Origin of the sequence: Stieleria sedimenti (assembly GCF_025060895.1) — a bacterium.
GTDB classification, from domain to species: Bacteria; Planctomycetota; Planctomycetia; order Pirellulales; family Pirellulaceae; genus Stieleria; species Stieleria sedimenti.
In genome coordinates this window covers 55,221-77,927 of sequence record NZ_JANZKV010000062.1, presented here as the reverse complement: position 1 = coordinate 77,927, position 22,707 = coordinate 55,221, and the positions used below count along the sequence as shown (strand labels likewise).

At 58.1% G+C, this 22,707-nt stretch carries 8 protein-coding genes; 2 read left to right on the top strand and 6 right to left on the bottom strand.

Annotation, left to right across the window (positions count from 1 at the left end; translation table 11 throughout):
* Positions 1 to 4 precede the first annotated feature (4 nt).
* Positions 5 to 3,121 carry a PSD1 and planctomycete cytochrome C domain-containing protein gene (locus NZK35_RS09630; RefSeq protein ID WP_259632321.1) on the top strand — a complete coding sequence of 1,039 codons (3,117 nt, stop codon included), beginning with the start codon at positions 5 to 7 and terminating at the stop codon, positions 3,119 to 3,121.
* Complete coding sequence (locus NZK35_RS09625; protein ID WP_259632320.1) at positions 3,099 to 4,556, top strand: DUF1501 domain-containing protein; 1,458 nt, start codon at positions 3,099 to 3,101, stop codon at positions 4,554 to 4,556. The genes NZK35_RS09630 and NZK35_RS09625 overlap by 23 nt, the downstream gene beginning before the upstream one ends.
* A gap of 687 nt (positions 4,557 to 5,243) precedes the next feature.
* On the opposite strand, the gene NZK35_RS09620 is transcribed toward NZK35_RS09625, so the two are convergent.
* From NZK35_RS09620 to NZK35_RS09595, 6 genes are all read right to left on the bottom strand, one after another.
* A complete protein-coding gene (locus NZK35_RS09620; RefSeq protein ID WP_259632368.1) occupies positions 5,244 to 6,944 on the bottom strand; it encodes an alpha-L-fucosidase in 1,701 nt (566 codons plus the stop codon).
* A gap of 135 nt (positions 6,945 to 7,079) precedes the next feature.
* The gene (locus NZK35_RS09615; protein WP_259632319.1) at positions 7,080 to 7,811 is read right to left on the bottom strand and encodes a class II aldolase/adducin family protein; all 732 of its coding nucleotides are present in this window, start codon (positions 7,809 to 7,811) and stop codon (positions 7,080 to 7,082) included.
* A 208-nt stretch (positions 7,812 to 8,019) separates the two neighbouring features.
* On the bottom strand, positions 8,020 to 9,831 hold the full coding sequence (locus NZK35_RS09610) for an L-fucose isomerase (protein ID WP_259632318.1): 1,812 nt from the start codon (positions 9,829 to 9,831) through the stop codon (positions 8,020 to 8,022).
* A gap of 149 nt (positions 9,832 to 9,980) precedes the next feature.
* Positions 9,981 to 11,837, bottom strand: a complete 1,857-nt coding sequence (locus tag NZK35_RS09605; RefSeq protein WP_259632317.1) for an alpha-L-fucosidase — start codon at positions 11,835 to 11,837, stop codon at positions 9,981 to 9,983.
* Between the two features lie 631 nt (positions 11,838 to 12,468).
* Positions 12,469 to 13,341 (bottom strand): hypothetical protein, encoded by an 873-nt coding sequence (locus NZK35_RS09600; RefSeq protein WP_259632316.1) that lies wholly within the window; start codon positions 13,339 to 13,341, stop codon positions 12,469 to 12,471.
* Positions 13,342 to 13,803: 462 nt separating this feature from the next.
* Positions 13,804 to 22,611 (bottom strand): RHS repeat-associated core domain-containing protein, encoded by an 8,808-nt coding sequence (locus NZK35_RS09595; protein ID WP_259632315.1) that lies wholly within the window; start codon positions 22,609 to 22,611, stop codon positions 13,804 to 13,806.
* Positions 22,612 to 22,707 lie beyond the last annotated feature (96 nt).

The following is a 22,707-nucleotide window of genomic DNA, read 5'->3' as shown; positions in this document are numbered from 1 at the left end:
GACGATGACCCGCACATCGTTTTTGATCGTGCTGCTGATTTGCATGCACACTTCGTTGACCGGTGTTCGGTCGTCGTCGGCGGAAGAAACATCGACGCAAAAGCTGACTTACGAGCAGCACATCCGGCCGATCTTTCGCGCCCATTGTTTTGATTGCCACGGGGCGACGGCGGAATTGGAAGGCGGCTTGGACCTGCGGCTTGTTCGGTTGATGAAAGCGGGCGGTGACAGCGGTGCGTCGATCGTGCCCGGCGATCCTGAGGAAAGCTTGCTGCTGCAACGCGTCATCGACGGTGAAATGCCTCCGGGAGATCACAACGTCCCCGACGAGGAGACCGCGATTTTGAAGCAATGGATCGCGGCGGGCGCTCCCACCGCACGGAAGGAACCCGATTCGATCGGCCCCGGCTTGGGGATCACCCCCGAAGAACGGGCGTACTGGGCGTTTCAGCCGATCGCGACCGACGAGGCCCCGCCGCTGGCGGACCATCCCCGCGTCCGAAACCCGATCGATTCCATCGTGTTACGAGACGGCGAGGGGCAACCGGTACCGCTGGAACCCGAGGCGGATCGCACGACGTTGGTCATCCGCGTCTATTTTGACCTGGTCGGTCTGCCGCCATCGGCCGAGGAGGTACAACGTTGGCGCAACGATTCACGGGAAGACTGGTACGACCACCTGCTGACCGAACTGCTCGATTCGCCGCACTATGGCGAACGCTGGGGACGACATTGGCTGGATGTCGCCGGCTACGCCGACTCCGAAGGCTATACCGTGGCCGACCCCGAGCGTGCTTGGGCCTGGAAGTATCGCGACTGGGTCATTCGTGCACTCAATGCAGACAAACCGTTCGATCAATTCATCATCCAACAGCTCGCCGGCGACGAACTCGCCGGTCCCCGCAACGGCGATCTGACGGCCGAACAAATTGAATTGCTGACCGCGACCGGCTTTCTGCGGATGGCCGCCGATGGAACCGGCAACGGAGCCAATCATGACGAAGCACGCAATCAGGTCATGATCGACACGATCAAGATTGTCGGGACGTCGCTGATGGGGTTGAGCTTTCACTGTGCCCAGTGTCACGACCATCGCTACGATCCGATCCTGCAAACCGATTACTACGCGCTCCGCGCGGTTTTCGAACCGGCGCTGGATTGGAAGGACTGGAAGACACCGGGGGCACGTCTGGTTTCGCTGTACACCGCCGCCGACCGCGAACGTTCCGCGGAGGTGGAAATCGAAGCAAAGAAGATCGAGCAGGAGAGAAGCCAGCGGCAGGCCGAATACATGAAGCAGGCACTCGACAAGGAACTGCTCAACTACGAGGAACCGCTGCGGACTTCGCTCCGCCAGGCGTACCAAACGCCTGCCAAGGAACGAAACGACGAGCAGAAGAAACTGTTGGCGGCCAACCCCAGCGTCAATATTACCCCCGGCAATCTGTACCAATACATTCCTGATTCGAAACCCAAACTGGCCGAGATCAGCAAACGGATCGCCGAAGTGCGGGCCGAGAAGCCGACCGAAGAATTTTTGCGGGCGTTGGTCGAACCGGCGGGGCACGTCCCGGAAACCAAACTGTTTCACCGCGGTGATCCCGGCCAACCGAAGCAAACCGTCATGCCGGCTGCACCGGAAGTCGCTTCACCGGAAGGCCGGCAGGTCGAGTTTCCGGTCAACGACCCCGAGTTCGCGTCAACGGGACGTCGACTTGCCTTCGCACACTGGTTGACCGATCGCGACAATCCGTTGCTCTCTCGCGTGATCGTCAATCGCGTTTGGATGCATCACTTCGGCAAGGGGCTGGTCGCCACGCCCGGTGAATTTGGCAAGCTTGGTGCGATGCCTTCGGATCCCCGGCTGCTCGATTGGTTGGCGGCCGAGTTCGTGGAACAGGGCTGGAGTCTCAAACGGCTGCATCGCCTGATCCTCTCTTCGGCACTTTGGCGGCAGAGCGTTGTCCCCACTTCGGCGAACCCCTACGCGCGGACCCTGCGCCGATTGGAAGCCGAAACGATTCGCGACCGGATGCTGGTGGCGTCGGGATCGCTCGATCGCCGATTGTTCGGTCCGCCGGTCAACATCAAAGAAGACGAAACCGGACAGGTCGTCGTCGACGGGCCGCAATCGCGACGCAGTTTGTACGTCCAGGCTCGCCGCAGCCGCCCCGTCGCGCTGTTGCAGACCTTTGATGCGCCGGTCATGGAAACCAATTGTGAAAACCGAGTCAGTTCGACAGTGGCGACCCAGTCGTTGATGTTGCTCAACGGGGAATTCATTCTCGATCAATCCGCCAAACTGGCTGACCGTGCGGCGCAAGAAGCGGTTGCGTTGCCGGAGCAGCGGTTGGCGTCACTTCCCCAAGTGCCGGCTCCCAAGCAATCACAGTGGCAATACGGTCATGGCGGGTTCGACGAAGACAGCGAACGCACCAAATTCACGCCGTTTCCGCACTGGACGGGAACGCATTGGAGTGGTGGCGAAACGCTGCCGGATACCCAGCTCGGCTGGGCACACCTCAGCGCCGGCGGCGGACATCCCCATGATGTCGATCGATCGGTCGTTCGTCGCTGGGTGGCGCCGCGTGACGGTGTGATCGCGATCAGCGGAGCCTTGCATCATCCGTCGACAAACGGCGATGGCGTGCGGGGGCGTATCGTGTCGAGTCGATCAGGTTTGATCGGGGACTGGGTCGCACAGCACGGCACGGTGGAGACGACGGTCGACCGCATTGAATTGCGAACCGGCGACACGATCGACTTCATCACCGACTGCCGAACCAACCACACTTCCGACTCGTTCACCTGGCCGGTGATGATCCGTTTGACGGAACCATCTGGGGCGGATGAAGCGTTTCGCTCGCAAGATCAATTCGCCGGCCCCGCCGAGTCGACCGATGCGGTACCCGGCCAGATCGTTCGTGCCTGGGAACTCGCCTACAACCGCCAGCCCCGCGGCGACGAACTGGCGCTGGCCGTCAAATTCATCGCCGACCAAATTCGGATGATGGGTGCGATGCCCGAGGCCATCCCGCCGGGCAGGACAAGTGTCTCTCAAGCGATGACCAATCTGTGTCAGTCGCTCCTCAGTTCCAATGAGTTCTTGTATGTGGAATGAAACGCTCACCCGCCGCTGTTTTCTAAACCGCCAGGCATTGGGGATCGGTTCGGTCGCGCTGGCTTGGCTGTTGCAACAAGAACAATTGGCTGCGAAACCGAAAAACGTCCCCATGCAGCCGCCCACGTTTGACTTGGGGCTGAAACCGACGCATCATCCGCCCAAGGCCAAGGCGATGATCTCGCTGTTCCAGCACGGCGGGCCGTCACACATGGACTTGACCGATCCCAAGCCGGAGCTGACCAAATACGACGGCACCGAATACCAAGGCGAAGTCGGCTACAGTTTCGTCAACGAAGCCAGCAAGAAGCTGATGGGGACGCGGTGGAAGTTCGCCAAGCATGGCCAATGCGGGACCGAACTATCCGAGTTGTTGCCCGAGACGGCAGAGATCGTCGACGACATCTGCTTGATCCGCAGCATGCACACCGGCGCGAACGGCCACGAAGTGTCGATCCGCTACTTTCACGGTGGCATCCCCGGTGTGACCGGTCGAGCCCACTTGGCGTCGTGGTTGTTGTATGGCTTGGGCAGCGAGACACAAGAGTTGCCCGCCTACATGGTGTTGACCGACCCGGGCGGACATCCCGTTGACGGCACCAACAACTGGTCCAGCGGGTTCATGCCGGCACTTTATCAAGGCACCGTCCTGCGTCCCAAGGAGCCACGGATTTTAAATCTTGATGCGCCCTCGCATCTGCAAGGATTGCCGCAGCGTCAGAACCTGGATTTCTTGCAAACGCTTAACCGAAACCATGCGGAGCGGTTCCCCGGTGCCAGTGATTTAGAGGCCCGCATCGCCAGCTATGAATTGGCCGCGCGGATGCAAACGGCCGCCCGTGAAGCTCTCGACATTTCCAAGGAAACCAAGGCAACCCACGAGTTGTACGGCATCAACGACGACGCAACGCGCGAGTACGGAACGCGTTGTCTGATCGCGCGTCGTCTGGTCGAGCGGGGCGTGCGTTTTGTGCAGTTGTTTCTCAACGGCCAGCCCTGGGACAACCACAGCAACCTCGGCACGGCGTTGCCATCGATCTGTCGCAAGACGGACAAGCCGTCCGCAGCGTTGGTCAAGGACCTGAAACAACGCGGCATGCTGGATGAAGTGATGGTTCACTGGGGCGGTGAAATTGGTCGGTTGCCGGTGACGCAAAACCAGGGGGCGCCGGAAAAGCATGGGCGCGACCACAACGGCCAGGGATTCAGCATGTGGCTCGCCGGAGGAGGCATCAAACCGGGGATGACGTTCGGTGCGACCGATGAATTCGGCCATCGCGCGGTCGAAAACAAGGTGACGCCCAACGACTACCAGGCGACGCTGTTGCACCAATTCGGATTGGACTGGAACGAGTTGGTCTTTCACCACAACGGACGCCAGGAACTGCTGACCGCAGGCCGACCGGCACGCGTTGTCGATGAAATCCTGTCGTAAAGAGTGTCCGACACGAACGATACGGGCATAGACGTTGGTGTTTTAGCCTTCAGGCGATTCCCGGTCGCTGCAATTGCCCCAAGGGCATTCACAACATAGCCTGGGGTCAGGGAACGAGCGCAGCGGAGTGACCGCCACCCCAGGGAAAGAAAGCCAAACCCGCTCTCTCCCCCTTTCGATCGGCCGGCGGCAGAGCCGCCGGCCGATCGAAAGGGGGAGGGTTTTCGGTGGATCGTGGACCTGGGGTTACGCCCGGATTCGCTGGGGCTCATCCGGTCTCACCCCAGGCTATGTTGTTGATCGCCTTTGGCGAACCGAGCCGAGTGATTCTTGATCCACCACGGAACAAGAACAACCAATGTCTTATCCGGCACAACGGATGAAATAGCGGGGATTTTCGCAGCCCAGGCTCTGCCTCCGTGGTCCGCCGGCGGAGCCGGCCTGAATTGAGTTCCCAAGCGGAGCCCCACGCCGTGAACGACTTTTTAGCGGTAGGGCGCGAGCCCTCCGCTGTGTTGGCTTTTTAGCGGTAGGGCGCGAGCCCTCCGGTGTGTTGGCAAAGAAGCGGCACCGGAGGGCTTGCGCCCTGCCGCTACAACCACGTCAAGCACAGGAAATAAATCGTTCACGGCGTAGGGCGGAGCCTGGGAACGAGTCGCGGCGTGACCTTTATCGCTCGACGGACCCCTACTGCCCCACCGGCGTGAAGTGGATGGCTTTGAGGCTAGCGGAGTCGACGTTGCCGTCCAGACACTGAACGGAAACCTTGTAACGACCGGCTCGGGGGAAGTTCAGCCAGCCGATCGGGAACGATTGGTAGTTGTGCGATGCGTTTTGCTGGTTCTGAATCTGCTCGCCACCTTCGACGTTCACACTCCAGACCAACCGGCCTTCACCGGAATAGGTCAGGTCCACGATGTAGTCGCCCGGTTGCAGGACATCGACGTCCCAGGTCGCTTTTCCGCCGGAGCCGAAACCGTGTGCGTGAACGATCCCCTTCCACTCGCCGAACTTTTCCATCCATCGCTTTGCCGATTTTTCAATACCGGTCACTTCGGCAAATTCTGCCAAGATCTCCGTTTCGGTGTTCGGATCGAGTGACCAAATCGGATCGACTTTGGCTTCTGATTCCAGTTTTAATTCGATCACCGAAACCAGTTTTTCCGGTGCTCTCGGTGGAATTTCCAAGAACCGCCAGTCGCCTTGTCGACCATGCGCGATCGAACGCTTCTCTTTGCCGACCAGCAAATCCGCCGACTCGATTCCCGTTTTCAAGTTCGGCAGGTAAAGTTTGCCTGAGGTCGGCCACTGGAAAACACACACAAACAGCGTGTTGCCCTTGCGAGTCACGTCGCCCCATGGCAAGGCGTGCTGCCAGGGTGAGGCTTCTGTGCCGTAGACGACTTGTGGGTATCGGCGAATCCACTCGCCGGATAGCTCGAGTGTCCTGATAGCCCGCTCGGGGACGGTGCCGTCGCCGCGCGGGCCGATGTTCAGCATGTAGGTCCCGCCGCGGCCGACGCATGCGATCAAACGCTTTAAGATCTCTTTCGGCGTCTTCCAGTACTCGTCGTACCAGGCATAGGCCCAGGAATCATTGGTCGTGTCGACACTTTCCCAAAGTCCTTCGATGTTCTCGCGGGGGACTTCCATGTCGCCGAGCGTTTGGTAGTCACCCAGTCCGTGCCCGGCACGACCGGAAACCATCGCCCGCGGTTGATTCTTGTGAACGACCTCGACGAGTTGCTCGACATAGTGTTTGGGCATTTTACCGGGGGTGTCGAACCAGACGATTTCGATGGGACCATATTCGGTCGTGATCTCTTGTACTTGCGGCAAACACTTCTTGGTGAAGTAGTCGTCGAAGGTTGCCGGGTTCCCGTCCTTGTCTTTCTTTGGTCCACCACCGCCGCCGGGGAAGGTCCAGTCTTGATTGTGCGAGTAATAAAAACCGAAACCGAGTCCGGCTTCACGGCACGCGGCAGCGAGTTCTTTCATCGGATCCTTGTTGAAGGGTGTCGCATCGACGATGTTGAAGTCATTGGCTTTGGAGTGATACATCGCGAAGCCGTCGTGGTGTTTCGCCGTGATCACGATGTATTTCATGCCTGCATCCTTGGCGATCCTGGCAATTTCCCCGGCGTCGAACTTGACCGGATTAAAGGTTCCGGCGAGCTGTTTGTATTTCTCCACAGGGATTCCCGCCATGCGTGGATTCATGATCCATTCGCCGATCCCGTAGTACGTATTGCCATCGACTTTGTTTCCGAGTTGGGAGTAAAGCCCCCAGTGGATGAACATCGCGTAATTGCCTTCGTCAAACAACTGACCACGCTCGGCATTTTCGGCCCGCAGTTTGACGACGCGATCTCCCCAAAGCTTGTCCATCGATTCCTGGGCACGCGAGACCGTCGGGATCGAGACAAGGGTGGTCAAGACAAGAGTGGTGATCAGAATGACTGATCGTCTTCGATGTCGATTCACGGTGATGTCCTCAGTTAACGAACGTTTTAGGATTTGCGGTCATAGCTTCAACGCTTGTTGGCGGTAATGTTCGTCGATGCGATTGGCAATCCGATTCACCTCAGTTTCGTCCATGAAGACCGGTCCGCCGAGTGCCGCGGCACCGGCAAAAATCTCTGCCGCCTTGTGAGCCATCAACATCGCGGCTTTCACGGCACCGGGCGTTTTGCCGATCGTGATCAGGCCATGGTTGTGCAACAGAATCACGCGTGGCGGGACCCCAAATTCATCCAGGAACGCTTGCGTCTTTTGACGGATCACCTGTGACAGTTTCAGTCCGGGGTCGACGTACGGGATGGAGACGGACTGTGCCCCGCAACAAACGACTTCGTCGGGAAACAAACGCTGGGTCGCGAATTGCTCGGCCAGCGGCGAGCAGAGGATTCGGTTGACCGCGATGCTGTGCGTGTGGCCGACGAATTCGATCCCCGGCAGCGACAACAGGTAGGCGTGAAAGAGTGTTTCGACGGACGGTTTCTTCGCGGTCGAATCCACGCGACAGCCGAGCAGCCGATCCTCGATCTCCTGGTCACCGATCGCGTCTTCGTCCAGCATCGGCAGCAGCGCATCAAACCGGCAGGCGACCGCATCGTCGACGCCGAGTGTTCCCAGACAACTGCCACTGGCTTTGACAAAAAAGGTCTCCGCGTCGATCTTCGCCGACGTGTTGCCTTCGCCCAGGATCGCCAGCTGCCGATGTTCCTCACCCAGGAAGTGAGACAGTTCAAGCATGGATTCGAGGGTCTGTTGTTGATTCATCACGTCTGTTGCCCAGCATGGGGTGGTAAAAGTAGATCGTAGCCACGCTCGCCGCAGCGTGGTGGGCGGCCGCCGGGTGACGGCAACGATGTCCTGTCAACTGATTCGCCGTCGACGACGCTTCGATGCGGGAGAGCGGTTTTCAGCTCGTTCGCAACGCACGGAAAACAATCCGCAGAGGCTATCTACGTCCGTACAGCGGTCCGAAGTTTTCGCAGGCCCGAAAGTCGGCGCCCTCCAGGTCGTCGGTCCCGAAAGCATTCCAAGCACTCGGCCGGAAAACACGCGCCCGATCGACGTTGTGCATGTAGACCGGAATTCGAAGGATCGACGCCAAGGTCATGAACAGGTGGCCGACGTGTCCGGCGGTCATCACACAGTGGTTGGCGCCCCAGTGGTTCATGACTTCGTAGGTCGAGGTGAACGCGCCGCGACCGGTCAGCATCGGCGCGAACCACGTCGTCGGCCAAGTCGGATTGGTGCGCTGATCCAACGTGTCGTGGACGTCGTCGGGCAGTTCGATCGTGTGTCCCTCGGCGATCTGCAGGGCAGGGCCGAGCCCATCGACCAGATTGATTCGCGTCATCGTCGCCGGCATGCCGCCGCGTGTTTTAAAGCGGGTGCTCATGCCGCCGCCGGGGAAGTACTCGGTGATCGACGGATGCCACGTCGTCGCCTTCAGGCACTTTTCGACTTCGTCGTCGGAGATTTCCCAGAACGGCTTCATCGTCGGCGTGCCATCGGCGGCGGATTGTTGGCCCGTCCCATCCAACGCCGCCGGCCCGGAGTTGATCAGGTGCAGCAGACCGTCGCCGGCCATCCCATCAAGCCGATAACCGTCACAGACTGACGCGACCGCGTCCGGGCTCCAGTACGTCCGCAGGTCGGCGAACACCTGAGCCGAATTAGTCAGCAGATGACCGAACAACATGGTCGCCGCATTCATGGCATCGTTTTCGGTGGCGACGATGTACGGGGCGCGTTTGCCGTTCCAGTCGAACGAGGTATTGAGGATCGCTTCCATGAAGTCCCCGTTGGGAAAATGATCCGTCCATTGACGCTGGCCTTGGAATCCGGATGCGATCGCGCCGTGCCCGTGAGCTTGTTCGTTCAGTCCCATCTCGGCCAGTTTCGGGTTGCCGACCATCAAGTCGCGGGCGATCAACGCCATCTTCACACCATCCGACCACTCGCCGTCGAGTTGTTCGCGGGAACGTTTGGTGGCATCGCTGTTGTAATCGTCGCCTTCGGGACAGTTCTCTTTTACCCAGCCGAGTGCCGTTTCGTATTCGGCCTGATCGAATTGGCCCTTGTTCATCCGTCCAATGAACTCGCTCATGTCGATGTCTTCGACACGCATGCCCAACCATTTTTCCCAGAACGAGTAGTCGACCATCGAACCGGCGATGCCCATCGACGTTCCGCCCATCGACAGGTAGGACTTGCCTCGCATCAACGCCGCTGCCAGACCGCAGCGGGCGAAATCCAGGATCTTCGTTTGCACATCGGCGGGCATCGCCGCGTCTCCCGCGTTCTGGACGTCGCGTCCATAGATGCCGAATGCGGGGAAGCCTTTTTGCGAGTGTCCGGCCAGGACCGCCGCCAGATAAACGGCGCCCGGGCGTTCGGTACCATTGAAACCGAACACCGCTTTGGGGCGTAGCGGGTCCATGTCCATCGTTTCCGATCCGTAACACCAGCACGGGGTGACGGTCAACGACAGCCCCACGTTCTCGCGACGAAACAGGTCTTCGCAGCGGCTGGCCTCCGCGACGCCGCCGATGCACGTCTCGGCAATCACGCACTCGGCCGGTTCGCCGTTGGGATAGCGAACATTGCTGCTGATCAATTCGGCCACTCGTTTCGCCAGATTCATCGTCTGGTCCTCGAGCGATTCACGGACGCCGCCGAGTCGTCCATCGATCGTGGGTCGGATGCCGATCTTGGGCAGGTTGCCGTTCCAAACGCTGGGAGAGGGTGAAGGTGTATTCATGATGGAGGTTTTTGGACGATTCCCTTCTGACGGAGAACAGGTGGACCGCTAATCCGAAGATGGCGATGGTGGTAAAGCAAGCTTTTGGCGAGTCGAATGATACAGCAACGGCTGCCAAAGCTCGACCGGTGATGGTCGTCGGGTGGTGATCAATCGGCGTCTGTTTTGCCCTCGCGTTTGAGCGTCAATTGCCTCAGATTCATGGGCTGCCACGAGCCGGGAGCGGGGATGACGCGGACACTCTTCCGCCCGGCCTGGCTGACCCGGATCGTGCCCAGATCTCGTCGGACGTAGCGGCCATAGCTGCCGGTGGAGGGGACGGACGCGGAGAGCTGTGAATCGTTGACCGACACCCGGAATTCGGTTTGAGATTCTTGAACGGACATCACGGCGGAAACCTGGTAGACGCCGGGTTCGCGAATTTCGATCTCCCATTCGACCCAGGCCTGGTCGTCCAACCAGTATCCGACGTGCGGGATTCCGTCGTGTTCGCGAAGGCCGGCATCGCGACTGCCTTCGTTGTTGTGAATGAAGGCTTGGTCGGCAAAAAGTTCGAGCACACCGTCTTTTCCAGGTGTGGGCAACAGCGATCGGACTTCCGGCGTTCCGCTGACGACCAGTTTGATCACGCTGTCGTCGGCGTCCGGCGGATCTGCAGGCACGCTGACCAGAACGCCGTCGTCGACCGTCTGGGTGGAAAGAATTTGACCGCCGTCGAGAAGACTGGCCGATTGGACGTCGTTTTCCAGCCCACGGATGACCAACTTGCCGTCTTGCGGCCAGTCGAACACGTGCAAGTACAGCGCCGTGCTGTCACCGGTCGCCTTGGCCGTGCAGCGTCCCCAATCCGGCTTGCCGATCAGGCTGGCTGTCGTGCCGTAAATCGATTCTCCGTTGGTTTGCATCCATTGTCCGATTTGCTCCAGCCGTTCGACCGCCTGGGGCAACAGTGTGCCCGTTCCCGTCGGGCTCACGTTGAGCAGATAGTTTCCGCCCTTGCTGGCGATGTCGGCCAGATTCCGAATCAGCGTGCGGGTGGATTTGAAATCCGTGTCGGACTTCTTGTATCCCCAGCTGCCGCTGATCGGCATGCAGACCTCCCAGTCTTTGCCGTGCGGTGCTTGCCTGGGAATATTCCGCTCAAACGTCTTGTAGTCACCCGGAAAGTTTTCTCCCAGTCGGTCGTTGGTCAGGACATCGGGTTGAAGTTTGGTCAGCGAATGCAAGCTATTGAACGCTGCTTCGCTCATCGCCCGCGGGGTGTCCCACCAGAAGATCCCGATCGGGCCGTATTCGGTCAGCAACTGCCGCACCTCCGGCACCGCCTTTTCACTCACGTATTGGTCACTGCTGACTCGCTTGATGGTTTTGTCCCAACCGTTGCCGAATCCACCCGGATGATGCCAATCTTGAGCCTGGGAATAATAGAACCCAAACTTGATGCCTTGCTTTTGGCAGGCCTCGGCCAGCTCGCTCATGATGTCGCGGCCAAAGGGGCTGAAGTCGACCACGTTGTAAGCGGTCGCTTTGGAGTCGAACATCGCAAAGCCGTCGTGGTGCTTGGCCGTGATGACCAAGTACTTCATGCCGGCGCGCTTGGCCAGTCCGACGAACTTGTCGGCGTCAAATGCCGTCGGGTTGAATTGCTTGGCGTATTGTTCGTATTCGGCGATCGGGATTTTGCCGCGTGCCATCATCCATTCGGCGCTGTTGGGCAATTCCTGGCCTTTGTATTGACCGCCGACGACCGAGTAGACGCCCCAGTGCACGAACATGCCGAATTTCGCTTCACGCCACCACGCGATCCGCGAGGCGTTCGCGTCCGGCGATTCGGTGGGCTGCTGAGTCGCTGTCGGCTGGGCTGCGGGGCGCTGCGCCGAAAGATGCTGCGTGGTGGTGCGGCTGGTGGCGAAGACCACGGCGACCAAGACAAAAAGCCCGTGTCGCGCGGAACGCAGTCGAGCGAGCGATGAAGGGAATCGTGGCTGTTTGTTTCGATCGGGCATTCGCTTCAGGTTCCAAGGATGAACTCGTCGGATGCCCAGCTGGGCAATGCATTTCGGTGCAGCGTTCCGCCGCGGCCCAGGATTCCGACAATCGGGGACCTGATTCAACTTACCGACACGGTCCTGTTCGTAAAGAACGTTTTGCGTCAATGGAGCTGATGAATGCGACATTGGCGCATCGGGATCATGAACCTTCGTTTTGAAGCGGTAGCGAAGGCAGCCCACGGATGGCAAAGCGTACCCGCGGATGCAAGGAAGCCAGGGATCCGCGGGTACGCCAAGCCATCGGTGGGTGTCGTCCGTTAGATCGGATTGATCGAAGCGAGCAGGTTGCCCAGACAGTTCATAACTGGCAAAAAGGGCCACCCAAAAGCTGGGGTCGCGGAGAGTGACAGGCAAGTCGATCGCGTTCCATTCACCCGACCCATCCGGCGAACGCCAGACGAAAATCGATTGATTTGCCATCGGCGGCACAGCAGACAACACCGGCGACTGGGCGGATCGACCCTGGAGAGGAGAGGGCCTGAAGAATCAGCCTGCCGGCTGCAGTGGGCTTTCTGGCGCACAAAGCCAACCCTGACCACAGCCTGTGGCTTCTGCCGCTAGATTGTCTGCCGTCCCTGCGACATGTTCAACGATCGATGGCTTCTTGGATCCGCTGCCACTGGTCGGGTGGCAACAGCCTCGCCAATTGCAGATTGAAATAGGGCCGGTCCGGATTGCGAATGTTACCCCAGGGCGGTGCCAGGCGAGGCACGTCCCAGACAAGCTCGTCTCTATAGTACAAGCGGAGCTGGTCATGACGCGACCGCGCCGGCGAATAAACCCACGTGGATCCTGCATCGGTGCGTCGAGCTTCGATGACCAGTAGCAGTTCCGGATCCGTCGAGTCGACAAATCCGTAAACGGCTCCGTCGAGGATCTTCTCATTCGTGCTCTCGTATCGATACAACGGTTTGGACAGCAGCCGCAGACGAGAAATTTCGTCAGGCGCAGTGTGTGGAGAAAACTCGGCGCGGAATTGACGCGCGATCCGATTCATCTGACCGAGTCGCGTAGTCGCCGAGTTCGTCGGCGGCCGAATGTCGGCGATCGGGCGAAATTCGACACCCGGCTTCGCGGGCGACCATTTTGGGATGCCGTCTCGATGCATCGTGAACGTCTCGTCGCTGAGCGACTGAAACTCTGCATCAAAAATTCTCTTCGACGTCACTGCGTAAATCGAAACGATTGCTTCAGCGCACCCTTGGTGCGTCCAGATGTAGGTGTCGCCGAATGCGGAACCTTGCGTTGCCTTCGACCAACGCAATAGTGAGCGGGGAACTCGGCTCAGTGCGACACCATCCGGCATCGTGACGGTGTACCGATCGGCCTCCTCATCGCAGATCTCATGCACCAGTCGACCGAGCGATGTTTCTTCGGAATCCTGAGCCCGAACCGAGTGAGCGGCAAGTGCAACAAGCATTGCCAGACACTTCACGTAAAGAGTTTGTTTCGCTGGCATTTGATAGTCTCTGCTGATGCGATGATGCTTCACGGTCGGCTTGATTCTAAGCCCCACCGTCTTCGGCATCAAACGCGCCGGCGAACTTTCGTGAAAAGGTTACACCATCGCGTCCACTTCAGAACCACGACCGCCCCGCTCCCGACCACCGGCGGCATCACCATGCTGCCATGCCCAGGCCCGCGGCGGTGCTGCGGAATCGCGCATTGCCCGTTGCCTCCACTCGGTGAAGCTCTGCGGTCTGCGGAATAAGTCAACGATAGTGGGACAACGTTCCGATGTGAACCAAATTCAGCAGGATCCACCACTTCCAAGCGAGGTTTCCGAGCCATGGCAATCTCACCAAGGTGAACTGGGCAAGATAAAAGTAGGCAAAAAAAGCGGTCGCGTGCCGAGAAAGTATGGGTGGCACTTGTTGGTCGCCTGCCTACCAAATGCGACGTTGCCCAAAGCTGTAACCATTTAGATGGTTTGAAGAAAGTTCAGCCCGAATACTCCGTAATCTTGGCCGTCGACGTCGCCGTCGCTATCGAAGTCCAATTCGGCGTTGAATCCTGTCTCTCCGGATCGTTTCAGGAATGTCAAACCGAACCTTCCATAGTCCTGTCCATCGACGTCGCGATCACCATCGGTGTCACCGAAAAAGCGGAAGAAGGCATCGGCGGCCTGGGAGCCAAAGACGTAGTCGTCACCACTCGCCCCGTCCGCATCGCCGTCCATGATCAAGCCGTCACCGACGACGTATCGCGAAAGCACTCGCAGCTGGTAGTTACCATCGATCAAGCCTCCCGCGGCATTCACCGAGGGGCCGGGGAGGAAGGTCAAATCGACGATCGTTTTTCCATCCGATTGGCTGATCGTGTACGCGAGACCGACGGAATCGCCTGAATCGACGTTAACGACTTCGAACGGGACGGTTTGGCTGTCATCGATCTCGACCACGCGATCGAACACAACGGTCACTTCGTCAACGGTGGAGCGTTGGGCGTCGCCGCCGTTGACGATGACTTGCCGGACGGTCGGGGCGGGACCGCCGACGACGTTTAAGTCAAACGGTACCGGTTCGGGCTCGACATTGCCAACGTTGTCAGTTGCAACGCTGAAGAAGGAATACCGGGTACCTAGCGTGATCGGAAACGTTGCCTGGGTCTCGTTGGTTCGCTCGATCCAAGCGACCGGATCGCCGCCGCCCTCGGCGACGTAGATCGTGTAGTCGCGCACACCGGACTGCTGCGCGCCGTCTTCGCCGGACCAGACCAACAAGATTTCACCGCCGCTCGTCGTCGTCGCCGCCGGAGCGATGTTGCTCTGCGGTGCGTCTGCATCGATGGTCACCAGTGCCTCCAAATCGGGACTCGTTCCTTGGGACGGATCCAACGGATCGACCTGGTTGGTGGCGATAATTTCCGCACCATCGAAGCGGATCTCGGCGATGTTGCGAATCTCGGTACCGGTGGGCAGGTCGGCATTCGTTTGGACGACAAACTCAACGAAGCCCTGGCCGATGCCATTACCGTCTTCCGGTGGAAGCATGCCTGTCAATCCAAACGGCGGCAAACCGAACTCGGGATCGATGGATTGAAAGACGGTTTGAACGACACCATTTTCCGCATCCAAGCTCAGTTCGACTTCCACCTGGAAGGATTCTCCGTCGATTTCCACCTCAAGCGTTTCGAAATGGTATTGGCTGGGATCGTCGAGGATCACCAAATAGTCACCAAAGCCATACTGGGTGAACTGCAAGGTTGACCAGTCGAGGTCTTCGGAAAGTTCGTCCGTGATCACCACGCGCTGAGCCGGAGCCGTCGCCGGACGCGCTGGTGTCGGTTCACTGCCGGGTCCCAGGTTTTCGAATTTGACGCGATAGGGAATCAAATCGTCGGCAGTAACAAACCCGGAGTCACCGAATCCGGTGAGAGATATTTTCTCGTTGGGGTCAGTCGGACGGCGAAGGCTGACACTCCCCTCGTCCACGGATCGACCGCCGGAACTGGGAGCATCCGGGGGCTCAACCGCACCACTATTGCAAGGAGCAGAATTTCCTGTGGAAGAGTTGAGGCTCAGTCCTTTCGATGAATCAGGATTGTTTCCTGCAAGATAGGTACCTGTAATGTCAACAGGCTCGCGCTCCGGGTTGTTTTCACCACCTTCGTCGTTGTCGTGGCACGGAGGGGGGAGTGGCGGTGGTGGTTGCGGTGAACAAGGACTACTGCTAGTTGCCCCAGATAAATACACACCTGTTATGTCGACAGGTTCATTTTCTGGGGTACATGGGACACTGCCAGTGGCGTTTGGTCCACGTGGACTGAGCCCCAATGGATCAGAGAACATTTGGGGCGAATTCAGTGCGTACCGATAAAAGTTTGCATCGCCACTCGTCAAACGCAAACGATCCATAGAAAGAAAATCGCCCCGCTGGGCGTTGTAAAAACGGTCTCTCATAAAATGCAAGTTGTTATTTTCGTTTGTCACACCCTCCCGGCCGACAAACTCAAATTCATTCTCAATCGATTCGATGCTTGACAGCGATTCTCCGAATGGAAGAAAGAGGTACCGATTTACGTAATTGCCATCTGTTGAAGACACGCCCGATGTCGACCCGAGAGCGTCGTAGTCAAAGAAGTACACGGCGTTCAAATCGTTTCGCGATTCAAGCCCATAGCCATACACATAAGAGGACACACGCTGTCCCTCACGATCAAAAGCGGAGGTCACATTTCCGACACCACCCGGATCGATCAGATATTCTGTTCGCTCGCCGTCCACAATCGAAGCGATCCGATTTCCAAATGCGTCGTATTCGTATTCCCAAATTCCGTCCGATGCTGCGACGCGGATCAGCCGATTTTCGATGTTATAGGTATAGGACTTCACCCCGTCCGGCCCCGACTCCTGAATCAGATTGCCATCGACGTCGTAACGGAAAGTTGTATCGCCCGCGGAAACGATCTGATTCAGGTTGTTGGTTTCATAGATGGTTTCTTCGCCGTTTCGAACGGTGCGGATTCGGTTTCCGGCGGAATCGTATTCGTAGATCAAATCCTGGTCAGGAATCTCCGCATTGGTGGAAGCAAAGATAGCGTGGATGAGTTGTCCGCTGGCGTCGTATTCGTACGTCCAGCTGCCATCGAGCGTCACCATGCCGACTCGACGGCCGAGCGTGTCGTAGCTGTAGTCGAACCGTGAATTGTCTGTGCCATCGGCCCTCTCGTTCAGCACCGTTTCGATCCGACCGGCAATGTCGTGGACGTAAGTCGTCGTCGTTCCGTTGCCGTGGGTTTCGCGACTCAATCGGCCGGCATCATCGTAGTCGTAGGTGACAATCAACTCATCGGACGCATCGAGTAATCGTGACAATCGCCCGACGTTGTCATAGTCGTACTGAACGACGTGCCCGGTGTGGTCTTCCAAACGCGTGCGGCGACCGGCAGCATCGTACTCGTAAGCGAGCCAGCGGCTCTTCGGATAATCGATTCGGGTCACGCGGTCCGCGCTGTCATAGTTGTAGGTCGTCACTGCGCCGCGGTTGTCAACCGACTCCAGACGATTGCGCACATCGTACGTGTAGATGTTCGCCGACCCGTCAGGGAAATCTTCTCGTGTCAGTTGACCAAGACTGTTGACGGTGCGGGTGATCTGTTGATTGCGTCGATTGTTGGTCGCGATCAGGCTGCCACCATCGTCGTATTCAAATCGCTCGATACTGCCGTCGGGGAAAATCCGGCCAAGCAGATTGCCGGCAGGATCCAATTGGTAGCGGATCGTGTTGCCGCGACTGTCGGTGAACGAGAGCGGTTGGTTGTTGGGTCCGCCCGGGGCAAAACGCAGTTCTCCCCGCAACTGATCACTGACCGAAAGTAATTGTCGCGAGCGGTTCCAACTGAATTCCTCCGTCGCTCCAAACGTATCGGTCGTTCGGATCAAATTCCCCGCAATGTCGTAATCAAACAGCAGATAACTTCCGGTCGTATCCTCAAGTCGGGATATCCCACCAACTTGGTCGAACGAATAGATCAGCCGGTTGTGTGCTTCGTCGACCGTCGCAACGCGTCCCGCCTTGCCGTAAGCGTACTCGACACGACCTTCGTCAGTTCCCAGGAATGAGGCAGCCAGTCGTCCCAATGCGTCGTATTCAAACGACGTTGTGACACCGGTCGCATCTTCGATCGAAGCCAAGGCGAACTGACGCTGTGGACCTTGTCCGGTCACGTACGCGTACATCGTCGTTCCCGCTGGATTGGTCGCCGAGAGCAGGAGCTGGTGCGCGGGGTCGTAGGTGTAACTTGTCGACCAACCGCTGGAATCGGTGACACGATCGATCAGCCCTTCGGCGTTGTAGGCGATCGTGATCGATTCGCCGGAGCTGTGCGTCAGCGCACTCAAGTTGCCATCGGTGTAGCCAAACGACAAGCGGTTTCCGTCTGTGCCTTCCGTGAATTGCAGTGCACCGTCCGAACCGAACTGCCGCACGAGTCCACTAGCTTCAACCAGTTGATAAACGTCACCACCAATTGGAACCAACGTTCCGATTTCTTCAGGGCCCGAAACGAAACGATTGAAGTACCTCCGGTCGGGTTCAAACGACCGCAAGAAACCGCCAGGTTCAATGACGCGGACGATACCATCGCCGTCGACTTCCAACGCGGCTTGCGACGGTGCCTGCCAACCGCGTCCGAATGGCCCGACGCTGTAACGCTGAGTGATCGTATTGCCAAAGCTCCGGCTGTGCGAGAGGCCAATGCCAGGGACGGGCACCGATGCGTCGGTCGCCGAGGCCAACACGGGAACGACGCCGATCCCGTTGGCTTGCTGGTAGATGAAGTCGAACAGTTCGTCGACGTCCGAAACTTCACGCCCGAGTCGATCGAGATAACTCGCGTTGTCACTCAGCGTGTTGATGTATTCATCCCAGGTGTTGCCCAGTAGCGTGACGAGATTGCCGGCGACCGCGTTCCACGCCTCTTCGGAATCGGTTTCCGGTTTCGACTCGGCAATGTACGTCGGCCAGTCGACCGCCTCCGAATCACCGGCTTCGCGGACTCGGACGGTCAGTGTCGAATCTCGCCCATTTGCGTCTCCCACCGCGCGGTAATAGATGGGGACACTCACCTGCTCGCCCGGCTGAAGGAAACCGGCCGATTCTCCTTGGGCATAGATCCGCACAGAGGTTCCAATCGAGTCGCTTTCGACCGAAGACCAGAATCGCGACTGGTACTCGGACTTGTCCAACGTCATCAACGCCGGATAGGCATTGTCTGGATTGGCAGGTTCGACGGTCAACACCGGCGCAGGGATGGGAACGTCACCGGTGTTGGCGTATTCCAGGTATAAGATCCCGCCGCCAGCTATGTTAATGCCCCGACGCGGCACGATCAGGTCCGCTTCGAAGGAAGCGTCGGTCTCGGCTACGATTTCGAATGCCTGTGAGAGCGTTCGAGTCGAAAGGTCGGGCAGAGTGATTTGAACGTCGTAGGACTTGGCGGACAAACTGCTCAAGTCAAATTCTGCCGTGATCCGCTTGGGATTCGAAATCGTGACCTCGGATGCAGCGAATACGCCTAAGGTCGCGGGATCGATCAGTTCGACCATTGTCCCCGGTAGAAAGCCGAGCCCTTCAAGTGACAGAAACGCGGAAGGAAGTTGCAGACTGGATTGCGGGACAACGCTGTCCAGGCGAGCCTCCTCGCTCGACGCGGTGATCGTGAACGGACTTCCCGTCGCGGTCGATTGACCATACACCAGTACGTACCACTGCCCCGGATTGGCGTAGGAGATGTCCAGCGACTGGCTTGAAGACTCCTCGGTGGCAGCAAAGTTGAAGCGACGTCGATTCGGCGGACTTCCAAACCCGACGTACAACTCGTTTCGATTGTCTTGCGCGGTGTCAGAAAGCTCGATCGAGATCGGTCCGGGATCGGTCACGTTAAACCGATACAGCATCGCTGATCCCGCACCTGGTAGCGTTCCCGCCGTCGCTTGTCCCAAAACCAACTCGGTCGCATTGGTCTTTTCGACTTCAAAAGAAAACACGCCGTCGTCCTTTCCACCGGTCGTTGCTTCCAGCACATAGGTTCCCGTCGCTGGAAGGCTGATCAGCGGCGAGTCGACGGTCTGTCCGGTGAAGCCGACCCAACCTTCGGGGCCGGTGAGCTCAAAGTTGAGTCCGCGAACATTGCTTGCCAGCAGGTCGAAACGAATTTGATCGTTCGATTCAGCCGTGAACGTCCACCGATCGACGCTGTAGGGTGATTCCAGCGATCCGGTCTCGGGTTGATTCAGGATCAGCGTGCTGGTGTCGACAGTGGCTTCGTAGGCGGCGAGCGAATAGTTTCCGATGCCGGATGCAGCCAGTCCGTTGGCTTCGACCTGCACTCGATAGACGCCTTCTGGATTGAGCGGAACACCGTTCAGAACGAGTTGTTGTCCCACCGTCGCCGACTCGTCGCTGATGACCTGGCTGCCATCGGGGGCAATCAGCGTCAGAGTCATGCCGTCCAGATTCGGTGGCACGACGCCGTAGGAACTTGTCGAACCGGGATCGGCGATCAACGTCACGGCCGATCCGGCGCGTCCGTAAAAAGTCCATTCATCGACCTCGTTGACTTTCGAAATCGTTCCCGGATTGTTGCTGTTGAAGATTAGCGGACCGCTATCATCGACCACCGTGTAATCACCGATCACCGTGCCTTCGATGAGAGCTTGGCGGACGTAGAGCGGAACCCCGTTGGTATCAAGCGTCGAGCTTGAATCGACGTAGAGCGTGTCAATGTAGACCGCTTCGGGACTCGCCCCCGGCGCATTGTCTTCGTTGTCCCGCAATCGAACAACGCGGGATTCGGATCGAACTTCGACGGTGCCAAAGGAGAAATTCTTGTCAAATCCGTCAGCGACCGGACCGAGATCTCGCCCCATCGCCTCAAGTGCATATGGGCTGAACGACCCCGAAGCCTTTTCAAAGACGAGTGTACCATCGGGCGTGAACAAAGTCTCCGCCGGACTGGCGCTGGCAAGAGAACCCTTCAACACGATCGTTCCGGTCGGTCGGGTCGAGATACCTGACGTATCTCCTAACGTCAGATTGCCGTCGATTGTCAGCGTCCCGCCGAGGACCCCGATTGTGCCGCCGCTGTCGTTGGTGACATTGGATAGAGCCAATGAGCCTCCATCCAGAATTGCCATTCCGTTATTCTGAAGATCAGCGTCAATACGACTTGTCCCGGATCCCAGTCGGATCACCGTCCCCTGGTTGTCCACCAAGTTTGGTTCGCTACCTTCAGCACCGATGAACGCATCTCCCTCGATCGTTAACGTCGCACCGGGAAGATTCCTGAGCGTTCCACCGCTGGATGATTGCCGTCCGAGAACAAAATCATTGCTAGTGATTAGACCCTCACCGTTATTCTCTAGCACACGCTGCAGCCGACTCACTTGCCGAAAAGGGTTCCGCTCGGCGATCGTTAACTGACCGTTGACGATGGTCTTTCCGCTGCCATCCATCGTTCCGATCCACCAGTCCAACTCACCATTGACAGTCAAATCTCCCGCACCACTGATCGTCCCGAAAAGATGCTGCGTGCTTGTGCCGTTGGGAATAACATGGCCGAGTTTCAAGTTTTCAATCGCGACGTCTTCGTTGACTGTCAAAGTCGAGCGAAGATCGAGCAATCCGGAACCCATGACAGTCGTCCCGGCATCGAATGCGATTGGTGCCGCCACGAACAATCGCCCACTGTCGAGCTCAAGTGCGCCGCTGTTGGTCGTGGAGGCAGTGGGAAAGATACCTACTACATTAAGCTGCAGTGTGCCTTCACTCACTCTGATTGTGCCGCTGTTGTCCAGCGACGCGTCGATCCGGCTCGTCCCGGATCCCACTCGGATCATCGTCCCCTGATTGTCTACCAAATTTGGTTCGCTACCTTCGGCGCTGATGAGTGCACCTCCTTCCAGCGTCAACCTCGCACCGGGGAGATTCCTGAGCGTTCCACCGCTGGATGATTGCCGTCCGAGAACAAAATCATTGCTAGTGATTAGACCCTGACCGTTATTCTCTAGGACTCGCTGCAGCCGACTCACTTGCCGAAAAGAATTTCGTTCGGCAATCGTTAACTGACCGTTGACGATGGTCGTTCCGGTGCCATCCATCGTTCCGATCCACCAGTCCAACTCACCATTAACAGTCAAATCTCCCGCACCACTGATCGTCCCAAAAAGGTGCTGCGTGCTTGTCCCATTGGGAACCACGTGACCGAGTTTCAAGTTTTCAATTGTTACGTCTTCGTTGATTGTCAAAGTCGAGCGAACTTCGAGCAGGCCGGGACCTGTGACTGTCGTCCCGGCATCGAATGCGATTGGTGCCGCCACGAACAATCGCCCACTGTCGAGCTCAAGTGCGCCGCTGTTGGTCGTGGAGGCAGTGGGAAAGATACCTACTACATTAAGCTGCAGTGTGCCTTCACTCACTCTGATTGTGCCGCTGTTGTCCAGCGACGCGTCGATCCGGCTCGTCCCGGATCCCACTCGGATCATCGTCCCCTGATTGTCCACCAAATTTGGTTCGCTACCTTCGGCGCTGATGAGCGCACCTCCCTCCAGAGTTAACGTCGCACCGGGGAGATTCCTGAGCGTTCCACCGCTGGATGATTGCCGTCCGAGAACAAAATCATTGCTAGTGATTAGACCCTCACCGCTATTCTCTAGGACTCGCTGCAGCCGACTCACTTGCCGAAAAGGGTTCCGCTCGGCGATCGTTAACTGACCGTTGACGATGGTCTTTCCGCTGCCATCCATCGTTCCGATCCACCAGTCCAACTGACCATTAACAATCAAATCTCCCGCACCACTGATCGTCCCGAAAAGATGTTGCGTGCTTGTCCCGTTGGGAATCACGTGGCCGAGAATCACACTCCCGCCCACGGTTAGATCGCCTTGCGTGTTCAAGACGGATCGCAGGTTTAGGCCGTGGGCAATGTGTGATTGCCCACGTATGGAAAAGGTACCGCCGAAAAGTTTGAGCGATGCAGTTTCGCTATTCAGTGAATTGATGGTAACGTTACTTGAAGATTGGATGGTTCCTGCGTCCGGCAAGTCAATCACAACATCGTCGGCGACGCCTGGTAAAACGTCGCCGACCCAGTTGTCCGCGTCGTGCCAATTGCTGGTTCCCGCTCCGCCATCCCATAGAATCGTCGCGAGGACTCGCCGATTCTCAAGTGTTTCCAGCCGCAGTTTTCTCGATCTCTTTCGTGCGGAAGCTTGTGAATCGCGAAACATAGTTCGCCTTGGGCGACGCGCGGGCTTTGTAAGCATAGAAACGGCTTTGACGGAGTCGAACTCGAATCGGACGCGGAGGTTCATCCTTCCGCACAG